Annotated in this window: 7 protein-coding genes and 1 CRISPR repeat array (1 of these 8 running past the window's edge); all 7 genes read left to right on the top strand. The window is 35.8% G+C overall.

Features of this window, described 5'->3' with window-relative positions:
- Window positions 1–32: 32 nt before the first annotated feature.
- Complete coding sequence (locus C7H19_RS10720) at window positions 33–1,862, top strand: hypothetical protein (RefSeq protein ID WP_106456874.1); 1,830 nt, start codon at window positions 33–35, stop codon at window positions 1,860–1,862.
- Between the two features lie 29 nt (window positions 1,863–1,891).
- A complete protein-coding gene (locus C7H19_RS10725) occupies window positions 1,892–2,833 on the top strand; it encodes a DevR family CRISPR-associated autoregulator (RefSeq protein ID WP_106456875.1) in 942 nt (313 codons plus the stop codon).
- Between the two features lie 350 nt (window positions 2,834–3,183).
- A complete protein-coding gene (locus tag C7H19_RS10730) occupies window positions 3,184–3,900 on the top strand; it encodes a hypothetical protein (RefSeq protein ID WP_106456876.1) in 717 nt (238 codons plus the stop codon).
- The gene (gene cas6 / locus C7H19_RS10735; protein WP_106456877.1) at window positions 3,887–4,879 is read left to right on the top strand and encodes a CRISPR system precrRNA processing endoribonuclease RAMP protein Cas6; all 993 of its coding nucleotides are present in this window, start codon (window positions 3,887–3,889) and stop codon (window positions 4,877–4,879) included. Before C7H19_RS10730 ends, cas6 begins: the two co-directional genes overlap by 14 nt.
- Entirely contained in the window at window positions 4,876–5,457 is a 582-nt protein-coding gene (cas4, locus tag C7H19_RS10740) for a CRISPR-associated protein Cas4 (protein ID WP_106456878.1), read from the top strand. Before cas6 ends, cas4 begins: the two co-directional genes overlap by 4 nt.
- Before the next feature lie 65 nt (window positions 5,458–5,522).
- A complete protein-coding gene (gene cas1d, locus C7H19_RS10745) occupies window positions 5,523–6,500 on the top strand; it encodes a type I-D CRISPR-associated endonuclease Cas1d (RefSeq protein WP_106456879.1) in 978 nt (325 codons plus the stop codon).
- Window positions 6,497–6,790: a CRISPR-associated endonuclease Cas2 gene (cas2, locus tag C7H19_RS10750; RefSeq protein ID WP_106456880.1), complete on the top strand. Its 294-nt coding sequence runs from the start codon at window positions 6,497–6,499 to the stop codon at window positions 6,788–6,790. The genes cas1d and cas2 overlap by 4 nt, the downstream gene beginning before the upstream one ends.
- A 219-nt stretch (window positions 6,791–7,009) precedes the next feature.
- Window positions 7,010–23,473: a CRISPR direct-repeat array (repeat unit 37 nt; unit sequence CTTTCTATTAACTGAATCCTGTTTACGGGATTGAAAC); it runs 6,247 nt beyond the window's last position.

Genomic DNA, 23,473 nt, shown 5'->3' on the forward strand with positions numbered 1-23,473 from the left:
ATAGAATAACAACAACATTTAAACCGATCGTAATGGTAACAATTTTACGGGTACCGAAACAATTTAATACCTGTGCAGATATCTGTCGAACGTTAGGACTAGCAAACCTAACAGAACGTGCTTTGAGTATTGCACAGATGAAAAAGGAAATACAACTAAAAGATCTAGGAACATACTATGAGATTAAATTGAGTATAGATGTGGATTTAGATGAGATCGCAAAGCTATCTTATTTTGATGCGTTTCCTCTCGTCTACGGACAGAAAACCGACACGAGTAAGCTTCCCATTGAGCAAACCAATGCTTTTAATGTGGTTTTGGAAGTAGAAAAACGCAAACGGTATTTAGAGTACAAATATCAACAGCGTATCAAGAAAATAGAAGTACAAGAAGAAATAGATCCACCTGATGCTAGGACACAAAACGGAGCAATTTTAATTCAAGTAAGTCGTGAAGACAAGAAAAATCCACTTAAGCATAACTCTCTTTGGTTAGATACATGGAACATTAAAAATAATTTTGGATTTTTTTTAGTTTCAATTATTAAAGCATTTAGTAAATACCCTGAAAGTGCTAGTGGATATTTCGTCAAACATTTTCAGCAACAAACAGGGAAAAAACTTCCTACTCAAACCAGTTCAGTTAAACTTTATTTTCCGAATGCGGTATTTGGAGTTAACCGACTAAAAGCAGATGGGAAAAATGAGTTTAGTTCTCAGAAAGCAGACTGGTTAGATACTTGGTTGATAGCAGGGGGAATCTTTCAATATGCGATCGCAGAACGGGTTAAAGTTTCTGAAAAATCCTTTGACTGGCGCTTAGTGGTACTAGATCCCCAAGATATTACCCTTAATGAATATTCTAAAGTTTTGAATCAACTACGGCAATACGATCCTCCGAGTGGTAGTCATGGTGTCGCTAAATTCGACGCGGAATTATCTCTAAAATTTACTAAGGAGTTGTTGAATTACTATCCCGTCAATTCTTCCTCGGCGAATACACAAAAAAGGAGATTTGTCAAGAAATCCGTTAAAGATCAAGTCAAAGGATTTAAAGGAATTCACTTTAACTCAAAAGGTCAAGTTTATGGAGTAAAAGATATTTTTTCCTTTGGTTTACCTAGTTGGATCTCACCACAAACCCAAGCAGAGAAAATTACTTATCAAAAGATCTTAGACGAACATCTATGGATTATCAATCATCTTGCTCAAGATGAGGGTCATGCTGAACTTTTAACCGTCTATCGAGACTTTATCACGACTGATAACCTACAAAGTTTTTTCCGCTTTAGCGCTAGTTACGGAGACTATATCACACGAAGTCTAGCTGATAGGGAGGAAAGAAAACCCCCACAATTTTCCATGCAAGGATTAGAAATTATGGTCAAAAATACCCAAAAAACTCAAGATTGGTCGATTAGTGAAATTACACAAAATCTAGGCTTTCTCAGGATTGCTCAAGCGATTAATAGCGCGACGGTTTATGCAGGATCGATCCGTGATGCTGAAGGTAAATCAAAAGAAACGGGATGGGAACGTATCTACGGTTTAGCACAACGCTTAAGCAGTCAATCTGGTTCTAAGAAAGAATTTATCACAGAACTGACCGCCTTTCTCGCCAGCTATGAAAATGAGAACTTACGCATTGATGACAAACTCCAACAAGACGGGAAAAAACGTCGAATTTGGATAACTAAAGAAGATTTAGATCAACTGATTGCCTTAATTGATGATAAACGGTTTGGTTGCGCTTTGGTGGCTAATCTCTTAATTGCTTATGGATATGCGAAAGGATGGGGAAAAACAGCCGATAATTCCCCTAAAGATGCTACTGATGAGACATTAGAACCTCTAGCTAGTTAATACTTTTTTTATACAGGATGATACTTTTTATGACTCAAGAACCGATTTTTGTCCATTCTATTTCGATTAGTGGTTTAATTTCCCTACAATTGCACGCTCTTAATAATGAAGGGAATGAAGGGAATCAATCGATGACCCGTCGTTATTATATTGTAGAAAAAGGTGATGCTGAACCTAAATTCGTCAATGGGATTTCTGGGGATATGCTTAAACATATTCAAGCAGAACATCTTCAACGCATTGCAGTAGATGAAGGGTTAGCGTTATCTGAAGGGGGTAAACAAGGTCATCCCGATCGCATTGGTTATGATCTTGATCAGAATTTACCCGTTTTCTCCGAAGATGACAAGGATTTAGCAACGAAAATACAAAAAGTCCTACAGCGTTGTACAATCAGCGATCTAGAAGGATTTATGGTGACGGAAAAAAGAGGGCCAACACTAAAACGAGAATCCGTAATTGAATTCGGTACAGTAATAGGTGTACCTACTTTCGTCAAAACTCAGAGTTATTTTCATGCGAAATACGGTACTGAAAACCCGACACCCTATAATGTGCAGGTGAACTCTGGTTTATATGCAACTATCTTGAATATAGAAGCGTTTCGTATTGGTTATAATCCTCATACTTTCGATTATGCAATTAGTCCAACTGAACGCAAACAACGTTTAGACGCTTTACTCAAAAGTATCCTCTATACCTATCTTCAACCCAATGGGGCCAAACGGAACACCCTTTTACCCCATCCTGATTATTTTGAAGGAACAATTTCTATTAGTACCCGTCGTTGTCCTGCACCTATGGTAAGTCCTTTGGAGTTTGAATATCAACGTCAGATTACCAGTCTTGCTGATACCCTCAATCGGATCAATGGTGATGGAACAATACAAGTGTATTCCTTTGAAACGATCGCAGAATTCGCCGAACAAATCGAAGAACTCATCAATCTAATACAACCGTATCAAATGTAGAGGATGACCTCACCCTAACCCTCTCCTAAATGGAAGATGAAAAATTAATTCGGTAATCATCTAAGTCTATCATCCACCGTGAAATTGATTTCACGGCTCACAGCTAAAGTCGAGGGGCAGTAGGAGCGAACCTGCGTCGCCAGTTTAAACGCCCCGTCAGTTGAAACTGACTCTCTGTAAGGTTTCATAGTCCATTTTAATGGACTTTCGCTATCAGACAGTGAATTCATTCACTGGCGATCTAATGGACTAACCAAATTACCTGATTATTTATTCAATTTTCATAAAAGGAGAGAGAACTGTAAACAGAGTAAATGTAGTGGTTTAATCTCCTTTACCCAATCAAAAATATGCCGACAGAAACAAATCAATGGTTGACGGTGAGTTATCAACCCGTCAGTCTATTTACCCTCAAGCGTTCCGATGCGACGAATATGGCCGCTAAATCCAATTTAGTACCCACTCCTTATACGATTAAAATGGCGTTACTAAAAGTGATGTTAGAAAATTTTGGAAAACATCACGCGAATGATTTTGCCAAATGGATCAAAAAAGAGTTTACTTGGATACGAGACTTACAGATTTATATTCAACCTCCTGAACGAATTATCGTCAACCGCAACGGTTATAAACTGCGTTATTACGATCAAACGACGGATAAAGCAGATAAAACTCGTCCTACTTTGGCTATGCAAGATGGATTTGTCTTTCGGGAATGGGTATTCTTAGAAGGAGAGTTACAGCTTTGTTTAGGCCCGACACAACGTTTAGAAGAACTCGAAAACCTTCTATCGCAGATTAATTATTTTGGTAAACGAAGTTGTTTTTTTCAGTATTTAAGCGATCGTACATTCTCTAGCATTGAACCGCAACTACAATCGACATTCGATCAAGGTTTTATCCTACAACCCCTTGATGATATGGGAAAAACAACAACTTTTGACAAAATTAACCCATTTTCGTCAGAACGCGCCATCCTGAATAAAGACCGAATTCCTACGATCGGATTTTTACCCCTACGTCTAATTGAAACAAGTACCCGCTACGACTTTTATGAAAGATACTAAATTTTCTTTGCTAACCCTAGTCTTACAACCTTGTTCTGAAAATCCTCTGATTAGTCTTAATGAATGGTTATTAGAATATCGCTCATTGATCGCATTTATCCCTTTAACGTTCCAACAAGGCGTAGATAAGGTCATAGTTGCTATTAACGATCCTCGCTTATATCCGTCACTATTGCAACTCATCTTTAAACAGCTAAATACTAATACGGTAGTTGAGTGGCAAAATAGAGCTTATCGAGTGATTGGTGTCGAAACTGATCCCCATACTCTGCATATTTTCCAAATTCAAGTTTATCCCCAAAAACCACTCCCCAAAACTTTAGGTAGAGGAATACACGCTTTATTTTTTACTTGGTTAGCAGAAGCAGACGCGAATTTAGCTGCATCCATCCATCAAAGCGATCTAATTCCCATGAGTCTTAGTATTTTTCCAGATGTTGTAAAGACTCGAATGATCTTAAAAATCGGATTGATCAAACCTTACCTACTTTCTCCTCTACTGTATGGTATTTCTCGCCATTTAGATAATGATATTATTCTCGCAGATGTTCCGTGTCGTCTCGGACAAGGAATTAGAATTTTACAGAATAATAATTACCATAGCTTATTTCAAATTCCCTCACAAAAAACAATAAATTTGCGTTTGCAATCTCCAACCAGTTTCAAGCAAGATAAATTTATTCAACCCTTTCCATTACCTCATTTAGTCTTTGAAAATTTACGCAAACGTTGGAACCAATTCGCACCCGAAGAACTTCATTATCCGATGATTGAATGGGAAGGTTTAACCAGTGCTTTTGAGTTAAAAACTCATGCTTTGAAAATGAAAGGAAGTCCTGAAATCGGTTCTACAGGATGGGTTTGTTATGAATTTTCGAGTTTAGAACAAGCCAAAATCGCTACTACATTAGCACATTTTGGACAGTTTGCAGGTGTCGGTCGAAAAGTAGGAATGGGAATGGGACAACTTCAGTTATGAATGAAAATTATTTGCCTTTAGCTTATCTCAATGCGTGGGAATATTGTCCACGTCGCTTTTATTTAGAATATCAACTTGGCGAAATGGAGGATAACGAACATATAATTATGGGTCGTTATTTACATCGAAATATCGACTTGATAGGAATTATTCAAGAAGAAGATACTACTATTTATCGCCATCAATGGGTATGGAGCGATCGCTTAATGGTAAATGGGATAATTGATGCAGTTGAAGAAAAAGATAATCAACTCATTCCATTAGAATACAAAAAAGGTCGAATGGGACGACATTTAAACGATCATTTTCAATTATGTGCTGCTGCTATATGTTTAGAGGAAAGATTGGGAAAAACAATCCCCTTTGGAGAGATTTTTTATCATGCTAGTCGTCGTCGTCAAAAAGTTGATTTTACCCCCCAACTACGACAATTAACTGAGCAAAATATCAAAATGGCGCAATTAGCAGTTAATCAACCAATGCCTTTACCGATTGATAACATCAAAAAATGTAAAGATTGTAGCCTAAAAGGTATTTGTCTTCCCGAAGAAGTCACCTATCTTAAAACCTTAATTTAGAGCTTGCTCTTAGTGAAATTTACATCAATCAAATCAGCCAATTTACTTTTAAGTAATTATTAATTATGTCTGTTCTTTATGTCTTACAACCAGAAGCTGTGATTAGTAAAACATACGAAGCTTTTACCGTTAGCGAAAAAAAAGAAGATGGCTCATGGAAAAAGCGAACTGTTGCCGCACAAACACTAGAACAAATTGTTTTGATGGGAAATCCACAATTAACTGGAGATGCTTTGGTTTATGCTTTAGAATTAGGAATACCTGTTCATTATTTAACAATATACGGTAAATATTTAGGTAGTGCATTACCTGGTTATTCTCGCAATGCACGCTTAAGATTAGCTCAATATGAAGTTTATCAAGATTTGCAACGCCGCTTATCTTTGGTGCAAGCGATCGTTACTGCCAAAATTCATAATCAATATAATGTACTCTATCGTCATAACCAATCCGAAAATCCTCTAAAAAATCGCAAAAAAGAAGTTAAACAAAAACAAACAATTGACGAAGTAAGAGGGATGGAAGGACTAGCAGCAAGAGAATATTTTTCTTACTGGACACAAATGTTAGGAAAAAATTGGACTTTTCCAGGTAGAAATCGTCGTCCACCCACCGATCCAGTCAATTCGCTTTTGAGTTTTTCCTATGGATTATTGCGCGTACAAGTAACTGCTGCAACCCATTTAGCGGGTTTAGATCCATATATAGGTTATTTACATGAGCCTAACAGAGGACAACCATCAATGGTCTTGGATTTGATGGAGGAATTTCGCCCGATTATTTCCGATAATGTTGTTTTATCTGTGTTGAATAAAGGTGAAATAAAACCGAATGATTTTAATGAAAGTTTAGGAGCATATACACTTTCCGATGCTGGAAGAAAAATATTTTTACAAGCATTTGAACGTAAAATGAACGACCAGTTTAAACATCCAGTATTTGGTTATCAATGTACTTATCGCCGTGCGATTGAATTACAAGCTCGTTTGTTGAGTCGGCATTTACAAGAAGGAATTGTTTATAAACCATTAATACTAAGATGAATACACAATTTTACCTGATCATTTACGATTTACCAGACACAAAAGCCGCTAATAAACGTAGAACACGGTTGCATAAACTTTTATCGGGTTATGGTAAATGGACACAATATAGTGTTTTTGAATGCTTTCTTACAGCCATTCAATTCGCCAAACTCCAGCATAAAATTGAAGAATTAATTAAACCCGCAGAAGATTCGGTTAGAATTTATGTACTAGATGTTGGATCAGTTAAGCGTACCATTACCTACGGTTCCGAAAAACCCCGACAAGAGACCGTTATCATTTTATAATGGTTTCTAGAGCTATTTTTGGCGAATCGAAGTGAGGGCGAAAACCCTAGGGGTTCTGCCAAAAACTCTAGAACCTTGACAAATCAATAGTTTTAGTGTTTGATTAATATAGTTAACAAGGCTTTTAATGAGAGTTATTTTCAATTATTTGAGAACTGAGATCGGGTTTGCCAAATTCCTACCTCAAACCGGCTCTCTGAAAGCTTTCTAGCTGGCAGACTTTCTATTAACTGAATCCTGTTTACGGGATTGAAACTGATTTGTCATAGTCCTGATACTCGCTTATGTCTAGCACTTTCTATTAACTGAATCCTGTTTACGGGATTGAAACTCATACTTTTCCTCCTTCTTTTTAATCAATAATTACTTTCTATTAACTGAATCCTGTTTACGGGATTGAAACTACCCCTACCCCATCGGAAGAATCGAAAGTCTCCCTTGACTTTCTATTAACTGAATCCTGTTTACGGGATTGAAACGGGGACTAACCACAAAATACTATTACTAAAATGAAACTTTCTATTAACTGAATCCTGTTTACGGGATTGAAACAAAAATCCCTACCTTATTGGGATGAAGATATGTTTGCTTTCTATTAACTGAATCCTGTTTACGGGATTGAAACGAGCAATATGAGGACTATGAGGATTATGGGGATGAGCTTTCTATTAACTGAATCCTGTTTACGGGATTGAAACGACCTGCGGGGGCTTTAACTATCAAACACATAATGCCTTTCTATTAACTGAATCCTGTTTACGGGATTGAAACAAGATCTTTAACGCTAAATTTAGAGAAGAACGGCTCTTTCTATTAACTGAATCCTGTTTACGGGATTGAAACAAATGGACATGCATTCCCGCGGTCTTCTCCCACGTTCTTTCTATTAACTGAATCCTGTTTACGGGATTGAAACGATTTAAGGTTAAAAGCGCGTCCACCAAAGGGAAACTCTTTCTATTAACTGAATCCTGTTTACGGGATTGAAACATAGCCTATAAGGGCTATAACCCTTATAGGTTAGCTTTCTATTAACTGAATCCTGTTTACGGGATTGAAACTCAATATCTATATCTAAATCATCGTCAAGAGAGCCGAAAACTTTCTATTAACTGAATCCTGTTTACGGGATTGAAACTTAGGATTTTTACCAGGAGGGCGGCTTGCCAAGGGCTTTCTATTAACTGAATCCTGTTTACGGGATTGAAACAATAAACTATCTCTTGATAGCTCATCAGCTAATCTCTTTCTATTAACTGAATCCTGTTTACGGGATTGAAACGTTGTGGAACCAACGACTACCGCGACCACAATAACCACTACTTTCTATTAACTGAATCCTGTTTACGGGATTGAAACAGTCAATTTAACAGCGCAAGAGGCTATGGTGTAGTTCTTTCTATTAACTGAATCCTGTTTACGGGATTGAAACGCTCACATGGCGACAAACCACGAGACAGGATAGCTCTTTCTATTAACTGAATCCTGTTTACGGGATTGAAACATAGGTTTGAGCAAAATCAAAAGCGTTCATTTTTATCTTTCTATTAACTGAATCCTGTTTACGGGATTGAAACGTTTAAATCAACTGGCAGACAGGGGAGATTTTCTCTTTCTATTAACTGAATCCTGTTTACGGGATTGAAACAAACGAACATGAGACAATTCGTCTTTATTGATATCTTTCTATTAACTGAATCCTGTTTACGGGATTGAAACTATTGCAGAATTTAGAAGGTTTTGCTCATCAAATTATACTTTCTATTAACTGAATCCTGTTTACGGGATTGAAACTTCAATTGTTCATTATTATCATAAACAATCTCTACATCAACTTTCTATTAACTGAATCCTGTTTACGGGATTGAAACGAGGACTGGAAGGCGAGAAGACTGTCGATAAACTTGCTTTCTATTAACTGAATCCTGTTTACGGGATTGAAACGGGAGAAGGGCAAGCGTGTTTATAGCCGTCATTGCCCTTTCTATTAACTGAATCCTGTTTACGGGATTGAAACGCGTTGTTCCTTGGGTTAAGATTTTTAACGACACAACTGTTGCGGTTCTTTCTATTAACTGAATCCTGTTTACGGGATTGAAACGCGAGAACTCGCAAGAATTATGGATGCGGTTGGAATTCTTTCTATTAACTGAATCCTGTTTACGGGATTGAAACAAATCCTTCAAGCCGTCAAGTTGTTCCAGTCTCGGAAACTTTCTATTAACTGAATCCTGTTTACGGGATTGAAACATCTGAAGATAGCCCCTTAAAGAACAAAGAACACATTCTTTCTATTAACTGAATCCTGTTTACGGGATTGAAACGAGCTTTGTCGATTATTTTTGCACTGCTTCCTTAACTTTCTATTAACTGAATCCTGTTTACGGGATTGAAACTATTTGAGGGTGGACGGGATTTAATTCCTCTTGGTTTCTTTCTATTAACTGAATCCTGTTTACGGGATTGAAACGGACACTCTCCAATTGTCGTCTAGGGACAACTGGCCAACTTTCTATTAACTGAATCCTGTTTACGGGATTGAAACAGATATCCCTGCAACCACTAATTCAAATGAACGCACCTTTCTATTAACTGAATCCTGTTTACGGGATTGAAACATAGTATAACTTGCATTTTACAAGCTATCATAGCAACTTTCTATTAACTGAATCCTGTTTACGGGATTGAAACATTTTTTGTAGGCAATCGTCAATTCTTCTAGGGGTCTTTCTATTAACTGAATCCTGTTTACGGGATTGAAACGCTAGATAGCCAAGAGAACTATCAACAGACCTATACCTTTCTATTAACTGAATCCTGTTTACGGGATTGAAACCCTAAGCTCATAATTCAACCCCCGTTAATCTTTTAACTTTCTATTAACTGAATCCTGTTTACGGGATTGAAACATTTACTATCGCTAAATCTAGCTGAAATCAATGATTTATTCTTTCTATTAACTGAATCCTGTTTACGGGATTGAAACTTCTGCACCAACCATTCTAATACTTGTTCTTTCGTCTTTCTATTAACTGAATCCTGTTTACGGGATTGAAACGGCGAAGCAGTGCGTTCATTTGAATTAGTGGTTGCCTTTCTATTAACTGAATCCTGTTTACGGGATTGAAACATTTAGAATTAAATCAAGATACTTATAAATATTTCTTTCTATTAACTGAATCCTGTTTACGGGATTGAAACAAGCTAATCCTTTATCCATAGTACCTTTACAGTTTACCTTTCTATTAACTGAATCCTGTTTACGGGATTGAAACATAAATCTTTCTTTAATTTCTACTAAGTCTAAATTAGCTTTCTATTAACTGAATCCTGTTTACGGGATTGAAACACTTGAACTCGGAATCGGACTCCGAATGACCGACATTAGAACTTTCTATTAACTGAATCCTGTTTACGGGATTGAAACTTCCCTTTTGATCAATTTTAATCAATATTAAACAACTTTCTATTAACTGAATCCTGTTTACGGGATTGAAACAGCGTAGAAAGCCACGCCTAAATCTATTAAACGTTTACTTTCTATTAACTGAATCCTGTTTACGGGATTGAAACTTTTGAGAAGTTATGGCAATGCAGAAAGGTTTGCTCCTTTCTATTAACTGAATCCTGTTTACGGGATTGAAACAAAAATCCCTACCTTATTGGGATGAAGATATGTTTCTTTCTATTAACTGAATCCTGTTTACGGGATTGAAACTTCGCCTTTGAGTTGGTCGAGCCGTTCTTTTGGTGCTTTCTATTAACTGAATCCTGTTTACGGGATTGAAACGTCCGATTCCAACTTGAGCAGCAACTCCGATACTCTTTCTATTAACTGAATCCTGTTTACGGGATTGAAACGGGCAAAAGCCCAATCCTCTACCAGCCGCAGTCACTGCTTTCTATTAACTGAATCCTGTTTACGGGATTGAAACTATAAATTGACATTAACTGAAGATAATCTCCCTAAGATTAGTCCTAGTGCTTTCTATTAACTGAATCCTGTTTACGGGATTGAAACATCTTTTTTAAAATAATATTTGAGTTAAATTTTAGGACCTTTCTATTAACTGAATCCTGTTTACGGGATTGAAACATTAATATTTTGAAATTATATGCCAGATTATAATTCTTTCTATTAACTGAATCCTGTTTACGGGATTGAAACTTTTTTCTGATAATCACAGAAAAATACATCTTTTTCTTTCTATTAACTGAATCCTGTTTACGGGATTGAAACAATAAAAATTAGCCTATTAGTTTTACTTGTTATAGACACTTTCTATTAACTGAATCCTGTTTACGGGATTGAAACTTACTACTTTAGCTTAGATATTTAACTATTTAAAACTCTTTCTATTAACTGAATCCTGTTTACGGGATTGAAACAAAATTTTATCTAAAGAAAGTCAGTATTATTTTTCTCTTTCTATTAACTGAATCCTGTTTACGGGATTGAAACAATCATGATTTACAATCACAAGCTACTTTTGGTTTTCTTTCTATTAACTGAATCCTGTTTACGGGATTGAAACAATATTTTTTTACTCTCTAGTAAAAAAAATCATGATTTCTTTCTATTAACTGAATCCTGTTTACGGGATTGAAACAATAATGAACCTGCCTTTAATACTAATCATAATTATCTTTCTATTAACTGAATCCTGTTTACGGGATTGAAACAAGATTCTAATTTAGCAATAACTTTTTTAACTAACTTTCTATTAACTGAATCCTGTTTACGGGATTGAAACTTACTATCTAAATTAGTGATTGTCTTTAATTCCGAGTCTTTCTATTAACTGAATCCTGTTTACGGGATTGAAACATTTATATATAAATTCTATATAATATATAATAATATCTTTCTATTAACTGAATCCTGTTTACGGGATTGAAACATTTCTAAATAATAATCTACTATTTCTACATAATTTACTTTCTATTAACTGAATCCTGTTTACGGGATTGAAACGATAGAAAGATTAGACATATAATACAATAAAATAATCTTTCTATTAACTGAATCCTGTTTACGGGATTGAAACTTTGCTGATAATATTGATATAAGCCATTTTTTGTCTTTCTATTAACTGAATCCTGTTTACGGGATTGAAACAAATCAGCTAAAAGTAAAATATCTAGTGGTGGTACTCTTTCTATTAACTGAATCCTGTTTACGGGATTGAAACTTTATTTTTTCAATATAAATCATCATTTTTTCATTTCTTTCTATTAACTGAATCCTGTTTACGGGATTGAAACATATTGAAGGTAGAAAAAATTTAGCAGCAGTTAAAGCTTTCTATTAACTGAATCCTGTTTACGGGATTGAAACGTAGTCGGTTCTTTTGTGGGATTTATGCTTGTTGGGTAGTACTTTCTATTAACTGAATCCTGTTTACGGGATTGAAACCGTCTTGCGCACAAGAACTAGACAGGAAACCCGCTTTCTATTAACTGAATCCTGTTTACGGGATTGAAACTGTTCTAACTTCGATGTCTCCATATTTGTTTTTTACTTTCTATTAACTGAATCCTGTTTACGGGATTGAAACTTTAAAGCCGTTCTTTTCTAAATTTAACGCCAAGGACTTTCTATTAACTGAATCCTGTTTACGGGATTGAAACTGGAACCATTCAAGGCGATGGAGATAATCGATAATGCTTTCTATTAACTGAATCCTGTTTACGGGATTGAAACAACAAATTATGTTGCTTTCAAGATTTTTCCAGTATCCTTTCTATTAACTGAATCCTGTTTACGGGATTGAAACTGAGGAAAGCAATGATGATGAGGATTCCTTTGACGGCTTTCTATTAACTGAATCCTGTTTACGGGATTGAAACTTTGCGATGAAGCAGGAATAACGCTAGAAGATCTAGCCTTTCTATTAACTGAATCCTGTTTACGGGATTGAAACCATAGAACTTTGTGCCTTAAACAATTCATGGAATGCTGATCTTTCTATTAACTGAATCCTGTTTACGGGATTGAAACGAGATCAAGGTCGCTACATTCTTGAAACGAAACCGTCTTTCTTTCTATTAACTGAATCCTGTTTACGGGATTGAAACAATAACATCATAGTTTTCCCTTTTAATCAATATTACTTTCTATTAACTGAATCCTGTTTACGGGATTGAAACGACACGATTCAAGGCGATCAGCATAGCATTCCATGAATTCTTTCTATTAACTGAATCCTGTTTACGGGATTGAAACGATGTCGGGATCATATAAAAAGTCCACAGCGAACTGTCCTTGCTTTCTATTAACTGAATCCTGTTTACGGGATTGAAACCATTAGTTTCGACCGCATAAATCAAGATGCGGTCCTTTCTATTAACTGAATCCTGTTTACGGGATTGAAACGCAGTTAGTGCCGTCCGAGAAACTGACAATTCTTCCCGCTTTCTATTAACTGAATCCTGTTTACGGGATTGAAACTTCTATTTTCTATTGTTAGATTGTTTAATAAATTTTGCTTTCTATTAACTGAATCCTGTTTACGGGATTGAAACTTCTAGTGTTATTTTTGCTTCATCACAAAAACGCGTCTTTCTATTAACTGAATCCTGTTTACGGGATTGAAACAATTATATTCTTTATTAAAATTATGTAGATTTTTTCTTTCTATTAACTGAATCCTGTTTACGGGATTGAAACACATATGCTAGTATCTCAAGTCTCATTAAATAATCCTTTCTATTAACTGAATCCTGTTTACGGGATTGAAACTATAAGCAAAAATAAAACTATGTTTTATTTAAGGCTTTCTATTAACTGAATCCTGTTTACGGGATTGAAACTCTTCAATAGTATCATGTAATATAGCTATTACTTTCTCTTTCTATTAACTGAATCCTGTTTACGGGATTGAAACTTTACTACTTTATCATTAAAAACTAGAATAATACTATCCTTTCTATTAACTGAATCCTGTTTACGGGATTGAAACAAAAATAGTAAAATATTTAATACCTTTTAACATTACTTTCTATTAACTGAATCCTGTTTACGGGATTGAAACTAAATAAATACTCTCTATTTAAAATTTAATACCCTACTTTCTATTAACTGAATCCTGTTTACGGGATTGAAACAGTTTATCTTTAAATAAATTAAATAATTTACTAACTTTCTATTAACTGAATCCTGTTTACGGGATTGAAACGTAATTATTATTCTTTTCTAAAATATTAATATAGAACTTTCTATTAACTGAATCCTGTTTACGGGATTGAAACAAACTATTTTCTATTTCTTCAGTAGTAAATAAGTCCTTTCTATTAACTGAATCCTGTTTACGGGATTGAAACTAAATCAAATTATTTGTGACGACCATAGAGTTTTACTTTCTATTAACTGAATCCTGTTTACGGGATTGAAACAAAGATTTAATTAATTTCTACCAATTATAGTTCTTTCTATTAACTGAATCCTGTTTACGGGATTGAAACAATCAATGTCAGTAATTAAAGAAGTGCAAAATGTACTTTCTATTAACTGAATCCTGTTTACGGGATTGAAACAATATACTACTTTACCTAAATTATCCCATAACTTACTTTCTATTAACTGAATCCTGTTTACGGGATTGAAACTATTTTAATTTAAGTATTCTTGATAAATAGTTATATTACTTTCTATTAACTGAATCCTGTTTACGGGATTGAAACTTTTTTAAGATAATAATTAACCCATTGATAATCTACCTTTCTATTAACTGAATCCTGTTTACGGGATTGAAACAAGTCAAAAGACCATGAATCTTTCTATATAGTAGATCTTTCTATTAACTGAATCCTGTTTACGGGATTGAAACACTCTTATTCATACAAAAGGTTATATAAGGCTAAGACTTTCTATTAACTGAATCCTGTTTACGGGATTGAAACTTTTATTTCTATCATATTGTATAATTTTTTTTGGTTCTTTCTATTAACTGAATCCTGTTTACGGGATTGAAACTATTATTTTTTCTATTTCTACTTCTAGCATGGTTTTACTTTCTATTAACTGAATCCTGTTTACGGGATTGAAACAGTTTACATAGTTTTCATAAAAAACCAATAATATTTCTTTCTATTAACTGAATCCTGTTTACGGGATTGAAACGAAATTAATTAAATCTTTTAATACCTAAATAACCTCTTTCTATTAACTGAATCCTGTTTACGGGATTGAAACAAGATTACTTCATTTTCTATAGTCTCTTTACCTGAGCTTTCTATTAACTGAATCCTGTTTACGGGATTGAAACTACATTCGGAACGGAAAACTTTAAAGTCAAGCGCGTTCACTTTCTATTAACTGAATCCTGTTTACGGGATTGAAACGATATTTCTATCTCCAGCTTTGATACTATTAAGTCTTTCTATTAACTGAATCCTGTTTACGGGATTGAAACTGATTAGATTTAATGCTGGCAGCTCTTTACCTTTTAACTTTCTATTAACTGAATCCTGTTTACGGGATTGAAACATAATCCAACCATCTAGATATTTACCTTTTTGCCCTTTCTATTAACTGAATCCTGTTTACGGGATTGAAACCTGTTTAGTCTTAATTAGATATAGTACGGCTTCTCGACTTTCTATTAACTGAATCCTGTTTACGGGATTGAAACTTTGCGATCACTAAATTATCCAATAGATATTTTTCTTCTTTCTATTAACTGAATCCTGTTTACGGGATTGAAACATTCGTGGAAAGTTTAATTGGGTTACGACCAAATCTTTCTTTCTATTAACTGAATCCTGTTTACGGGATTGAAACAGGTAGTTGGACTGCCAATTATTCCAGTTGGAACTACTTTCTATTAACTGAATCCTGTTTACGGGATTGAAACTAGAAAGTTTAAAAAAATTTTTGTATGAAGGCAAGATAAAAATCTTTCTATTAACTGAATCCTGTTTACGGGATTGAAACAGAGCTTGCTCAATTTCTAAGCGTTCCTTGTCAGCCGCTTTCTATTAACTGAATCCTGTTTACGGGATTGAAACCTTTTTCGTTTCCATCATTAGTTGGTTTCTCCTTTTTCTTTCTATTAACTGAATCCTGTTTACGGGATTGAAACAATAATTCGTGTTCTTCGTTTAATTTTTGGAATTCTCTTTCTATTAACTGAATCCTGTTTACGGGATTGAAACGACATTAGTCTAAGCGCGGAGTCATGGTGGACTAATCTTTCTATTAACTGAATCCTGTTTACGGGATTGAAACTCCCGCACCGTAAGGGTTTGGGAGAATTTCCAATACGCTTTCTATTAACTGAATCCTGTTTACGGGATTGAAACAGTTCGATCGTTTCTCCGCTCTCATGAACACGATTTGGCTTTCTATTAACTGAATCCTGTTTACGGGATTGAAACAGTTTTGCCATTAATGGCTAAAGTGTCACCAGAACTTTCTATTAACTGAATCCTGTTTACGGGATTGAAACTTGCCCTCCTCAAAAGCGTCCATAAAAGGCACTCCCTTTCTATTAACTGAATCCTGTTTACGGGATTGAAACAATGCTCCGAAAATTGGCTGCATAATAGAAACAAAGCCTTTCTATTAACTGAATCCTGTTTACGGGATTGAAACGTTCCGTTAAGGGTAGCACCCACCGCAAAATCTGTTAAACTTTCTATTAACTGAATCCTGTTTACGGGATTGAAACTAGTCATTGAGATATACTCGAGTTCGTTTCCATATTTCTTTCTATTAACTGAATCCTGTTTACGGGATTGAAACGATCAAGGGTTCCAGTTCCAGCAATCGCAGCTAGACTTTCTATTAACTGAATCCTGTTTACGGGATTGAAACTCTTATTGTCAAAGTCCCCGCAGGCTATCATAATTTTCTTTCTATTAACTGAATCCTGTTTACGGGATTGAAACATAGAGTGTTTTAGCGATGATTGGACATTCCCTTCTTTCTATTAACTGAATCCTGTTTACGGGATTGAAACATTCAATCATATGATAGATTTTGAGCAACAGGCAGAGTTAAACTTTCTATTAACTGAATCCTGTTTACGGGATTGAAACTGTTCGCCTGTGGCTGTATTTTTGCTTACTAACATTCTTTCTATTAACTGAATCCTGTTTACGGGATTGAAACTTTTGAACATATAGCAGACGAAATACATGAATCTTCTTTCTATTAACTGAATCCTGTTTACGGGATTGAAACTGGCAAGATTCTCCGCCTAAAGCGGGTGGTTGGCAGAATTCATCTTTCTATTAACTGAATCCTGTTTACGGGATTGAAACAATCTAGGCGTGGCTTTCTACGCTCACCTAAGAATCTTTCTATTAACTGAATCCTGTTTACGGGATTGAAACCATTTGACCCGTTGTGCGTTAGGGCGTTCTACCATCTTTCTATTAACTGAATCCTGTTTACGGGATTGAAACACTTAGACATCGGGCTTTAGTACAGGTCAAGCCGATACTTTCTATTAACTGAATCCTGTTTACGGGATTGAAACTGTCTATATCTCTAATATAAATCAATTGATTGACTTTCTATTAACTGAATCCTGTTTACGGGATTGAAACATTTTATTATGACGACTGTGGGTATGACGATGATTCTCTTTCTATTAACTGAATCCTGTTTACGGGATTGAAACAAAAACTTCAATTAGCGCGGGTTGAAACCATCGACTTTCTATTAACTGAATCCTGTTTACGGGATTGAAACCTGTGGGCTGTTGGCGACCATTAAACAAGTTGTATACTTTCTATTAACTGAATCCTGTTTACGGGATTGAAACAGGTAATTCGTAGCGAGCATATGCAAGTTTTACAAGCTTTCTATTAACTGAATCCTGTTTACGGGATTGAAACGCTACTAGATAGCCAAGAAAACTATCAACAGACCTCTTTCTATTAACTGAATCCTGTTTACGGGATTGAAACCGAGAAAAAAATTGATGGATTGTCAAATGTTTTTACTTTCTATTAACTGAATCCTGTTTACGGGATTGAAACTATATGTATATCGTGCGATAGATCAATTCCCAAAAACTTTCTATTAACTGAATCCTGTTTACGGGATTGAAACAGTTTAATGGTGTTAAAGATGTTTTAGAGGAACTCACTTTCTATTAACTGAATCCTGTTTACGGGATTGAAACTGCTCTTCCGAAAAATAACGAACTTCAGACTCAAAAACTTTCTATTAACTGAATCCTGTTTACGGGATTGAAACCAGTATAACTTGCATTTTACAAGCTATCATAACACTTTCTATTAACTGAATCCTGTTTACGGGATTGAAACGTAAGAATCATCGTCATACCCATAATCGTCACAGTCGCTTTCTATTAACTGAATCCTGTTTACGGGATTGAAACTAATTCATCTTCTTTTTTCGGAACATAGATATCCGCGCTTTCTATTAACTGAATCCTGTTTACGGGATTGAAACTTAAAATGAAATCTTCGTTCAAACGGCGGGCAAGCTGATCTACTTTCTATTAACTGAATCCTGTTTACGGGATTGAAACAATATTAAGCACGTCACTGCTCAATCCGATCATGATCTTTCTATTAACTGAATCCTGTTTACGGGATTGAAACTACAGGGCTAAAGAACTAGAAAAATAGCAAACTTTCTATGATTCTTTCTATTAACTGAATCCTGTTTACGGGATTGAAACTCTGGGAACACCGATGACGGCGGTGTAGCTGCGTTGTCCTTTCTATTAACTGAATCCTGTTTACGGGATTGAAACGACTTAAAAGAAATTCGCAGGCTCAAAGAAGAGGGTCTTTCTATTAACTGAATCCTGTTTACGGGATTGAAACTGCCAATAACCCCTCCCCAGAGGCAATATTAGTTCGATTCTTTCTATTAACTGAATCCTGTTTACGGGATTGAAACCGGTCAATAGAAGATAATTCAAATAGCTTTTTTACTTTCTATTAACTGAATCCTGTTTACGGGATTGAAACGACTAAGATTAGTTTCACGGTTAAACCTCCAATATTCTTTCTATTAACTGAATCCTGTTTACGGGATTGAAACGGTGAATTTACATCTCCATTGAATTCCCAACTCGCTTTCTATTAACTGAATCCTGTTTACGGGATTGAAACAGAATCATCATCGTCATACCCATAATCGTCACAGTCCTTTCTATTAACTGAATCCTGTTTACGGGATTGAAACCCTAGTTAAAGATACTTTTAAGCGCAAAGATTGAACTCTTTCTATTAACTGAATCCTGTTTACGGGATTGAAACTTTGCTGTAGCAAACATATCTTCATCCCAATAGGCTTTCTATTAACTGAATCCTGTTTACGGGATTGAAACACAGTTGTCCGATCATTGCAAATGGAAGGCATTTAGGCTTTCTATTAACTGAATCCTGTTTACGGGATTGAAACCATAATTCAACCCCCGTCAATCTTTTAATTTTACTCTTTCTATTAACTGAATCCTGTTTACGGGATTGAAACTGTTCGCCTAAATGATCTGGACTGTGATCCGCAATCTTTCTATTAACTGAATCCTGTTTACGGGATTGAAACTGTTCGCCTAAATGATCTGGACTGTGATCCGCAATCCTTTCTATTAACTGAATCCTGTTTACGGGATTGAAACGAGACCTCCCAATTATCGTTTAGTGACAGTTGTCCGATCCTTTCTATTAACTGAATCCTGTTTACGGGATTGAAACTCGCTCCACTTTTTATAGTCCAGATTGCAGTCTGGATCTCTTTCTATTAACTGAATCCTGTTTACGGGATTGAAACATTCACCCTGTGGATGATGCCCAGCGCCTGCTATTCTTTCTATTAACTGAATCCTGTTTACGGGATTGAAACTGTTTATACTCAGGAACGGCAGGAAATAAATCATTAAGCTTTCTATTAACTGAATCCTGTTTACGGGATTGAAACAGCTGTCTTTTTGATGGAGATAAAGAACCGTCTTCTTTCTATTAACTGAATCCTGTTTACGGGATTGAAACCCTAACAAAGCTATGACAAACCCTTGTCTTACGAGTCCTTTCTATTAACTGAATCCTGTTTACGGGATTGAAACAACTCAACTCGCTTTAAAACACTGGGGTTAAAGGTTCTTTCTATTAACTGAATCCTGTTTACGGGATTGAAACATCCAAGAGCGGATTGTTCCGTTCATTACTAGCTTGGCTTTCTATTAACTGAATCCTGTTTACGGGATTGAAACAGAATTAAAGTCGAAAATGAAATTGTTGGCCAGTGGATCTTTCTATTAACTGAATCCTGTTTACGGGATTGAAACGCCATTCTCAGATGAGCATAGAAAGTTACGCCCATCTTTCTATTAACTGAATCCTGTTTACGGGATTGAAACTTGTATCAATCAATTGATTTATATTGGCAATATAAACTTTCTATTAACTGAATCCTGTTTACGGGATTGAAACTGTGTTCGCCCGTGACTGTATTTTTGTTAATGTTCACTTTCTATTAACTGAATCCTGTTTACGGGATTGAAACTCTTATTGTCAAAGTCCCCTCTAATTTTCATAATTCTTTCTATTAACTGAATCCTGTTTACGGGATTGAAACTTACAAGACCGTTAGCGGCTGAAACACGTACCCCGCTTTCTATTAACTGAATCCTGTTTACGGGATTGAAACTGATCGGCTTCACGATCAAACTCAAATTTAATGTTGCTTTCTATTAACTGAATCCTGTTTACGGGATTGAAACATCTATATATATAGCCGAGTCGTTTTTGCCGTGATCTTTCTATTAACTGAATCCTGTTTACGGGATTGAAACAAGTGTTTGTCGTGTTTTATGCGAAAGTTCGTCATCTTTCTATTAACTGAATCCTGTTTACGGGATTGAAACAGGATTCCCTCAACCATTGCCAAGAAATATCTTGCGCTTTCTATTAACTGAATCCTGTTTACGGGATTGAAACAGAGGAGAGGACTTTGTTGGAATCTTGTCCGCAAACTTTCTATTAACTGAATCCTGTTTACGGGATTGAAACAGGATTCCCTCAACCATTGCCAAGAAATATCTTGCGGGGTCTTTCTATTAACTGAATCCTGTTTACGGGATTGAAACTTTTATGCGAAAGTTCGTCATGAGTTAAAATCTCCCTTTCTATTAACTGAATCCTGTTTACGGGATTGAAACCGTGCATTCCCGTTGTGTTTTCCCATTTCTGGTCGCAGGTCTTTCTATTAACTGAATCCTGTTTACGGGATTGAAACTTTTCACGGATATTTTTTACCAGCCATCGACTATCTCTTTCTATTAACTGAATCCTGTTTACGGGATTGAAACTTATAAGGCTTCTTCTTGTGACACAAAGCCTTCTTCTTTCTATTAACTGAATCCTGTTTACGGGATTGAAACTGTTCTCTATATCTTCATTATCAATTGATTGATAACTTTCTATTAACTGAATCCTGTTTACGGGATTGAAACAATTAATATTAAGTTGCGCGCTTTGGGCAATTTGGGGCTTTCTATTAACTGAATCCTGTTTACGGGATTGAAACGCACTATTACTTTTAATTTCTTTAAGAGTTGTAATTCTTTCTATTAACTGAATCCTGTTTACGGGATTGAAACATTTTTTATTCGTACTTGTATAGACTTTGGGGAAAGCTTTCTATTAACTGAATCCTGTTTACGGGATTGAAACATCTTTTACCTTAACAGGGACAAACGCTAATTTTCTTTCTATTAACTGAATCCTGTTTACGGGATTGAAACCGTACTACTCTTAATACTTCTTTAATTGCTATTGCTTTCTATTAACTGAATCCTGTTTACGGGATTGAAACAATAATACTCACCAATTTAACCAGTTAGCTTACGAACTTTCTATTAACTGAATCCTGTTTACGGGATTGAAACTGGCATCGAAGGCCGTTTAGGACAACCTTGCCAAGTGCAAACTTTCTATTAACTGAATCCTGTTTACGGGATTGAAACTTTTGTTTCTTGGTGAAACAATTGCAGCAAAATTTTTACTTTCTATTAACTGAATCCTGTTTACGGGATTGAAACTCAAGCTTATTTTGGGCATAAAAAACAAGCCAAATTCTTTCTATTAACTGAATCCTGTTTACGGGATTGAAACCGTCAAACAACTCATTGATTTCGCGAGATGAAGACCTTTCTATTAACTGAATCCTGTTTACGGGATTGAAACCTGGTTCATCTACAGATTGATCAACTTGAACTGTCAAGCTTTCTATTAACTGAATCCTGTTTACGGGATTGAAACGAAAATCTCCAGACCCCGCGGGTTCAGTTGGGGAGGGCCTTTCTATTAACTGAATCCTGTTTACGGGATTGAAACAGCAATTAGGTTTAGAATAGCTGCGGTTAGAATTGGCTTTCTATTAACTGAATCCTGTTTACGGGATTGAAACCATTGTCTGGAGTTAAGGGCGCGCTCATCCCTAACTTTCTATTAACTGAATCCTGTTTACGGGATTGAAACGGGATCAAGATCACTACATTGCTGGAAGGATATAGTTGGCCTTTCTATTAACTGAATCCTGTTTACGGGATTGAAACATCTACGGGATCACCCTTCCTAGCGAGCAATATGAGCTTTCTATTAACTGAATCCTGTTTACGGGATTGAAACTTGAAGAGGGCAATGTTGTTATTTTTAAATATCATCTTTCTATTAACTGAATCCTGTTTACGGGATTGAAACTATGAGCTTTAGAGTTGTAGCAGCGGATGTTACAATCTTTCTATTAACTGAATCCTGTTTACGGGATTGAAACATGGCTTTATGCGAAGATAAATGGGGCGATCAGGCTCTTTCTATTAACTGAATCCTGTTTACGGGATTGAAACCAAATCCCCCCGCAGTCACACCGCATCAACCATGTGCTTTCTATTAACTGAATCCTGTTTACGGGATTGAAACAAGAAAAAGCCAGTTTTACGTCATGGCTTAAGACGCTTTCTATTAACTGAATCCTGTTTACGGGATTGAAACTTTACTGCATTAAAACCAAGGTCGGACTCACTGAATTCTTTCTATTAACTGAATCCTGTTTACGGGATTGAAACTTTAACTTACTCTGAGCAGAGAGATTTTATCAATACTTTCTATTAACTGAATCCTGTTTACGGGATTGAAACAACGAGGAGATTAACAAAGTCGTTAGTGATACTAACAACTTTCTATTAACTGAATCCTGTTTACGGGATTGAAACTAAAAATTCTATCATTTTGGCGATAGTAGAACGCCCCTTTCTATTAACTGAATCCTGTTTACGGGATTGAAACATAACCTGCGGGGACTTTAACTATTAAACACATGACTTTCTATTAACTGAATCCTGTTTACGGGATTGAAACAACAATTACCCCATGTCCGAAATGGGGCGCTTATGCTTTCTATTAACTGAATCCTGTTTACGGGATTGAAACCTCTAAAACGTCCGAGAGAACGGGAAAATTATGATAACTTTCTATTAACTGAATCCTGTTTACGGGATTGAAACTGTTCCTTTTCTATCTCTTGAGGGGTTTCAGGGGTCTTTCTATTAACTGAATCCTGTTTACGGGATTGAAACATTAATTCGAGAATGGAATAAGCCAGTATCTCGCTTACTTTCTATTAACTGAATCCTGTTTACGGGATTGAAACTTCAGATATTCTGCCAACGATAGGCAGAATTCCAACCCTTTCTA

Origin of the sequence: Aphanothece hegewaldii CCALA 016, assembly GCF_003007785.1 — a bacterium.
Lineage (GTDB): Bacteria > Cyanobacteriota > Cyanobacteriia > Cyanobacteriales > Microcystaceae > Chroococcus > Chroococcus hegewaldii.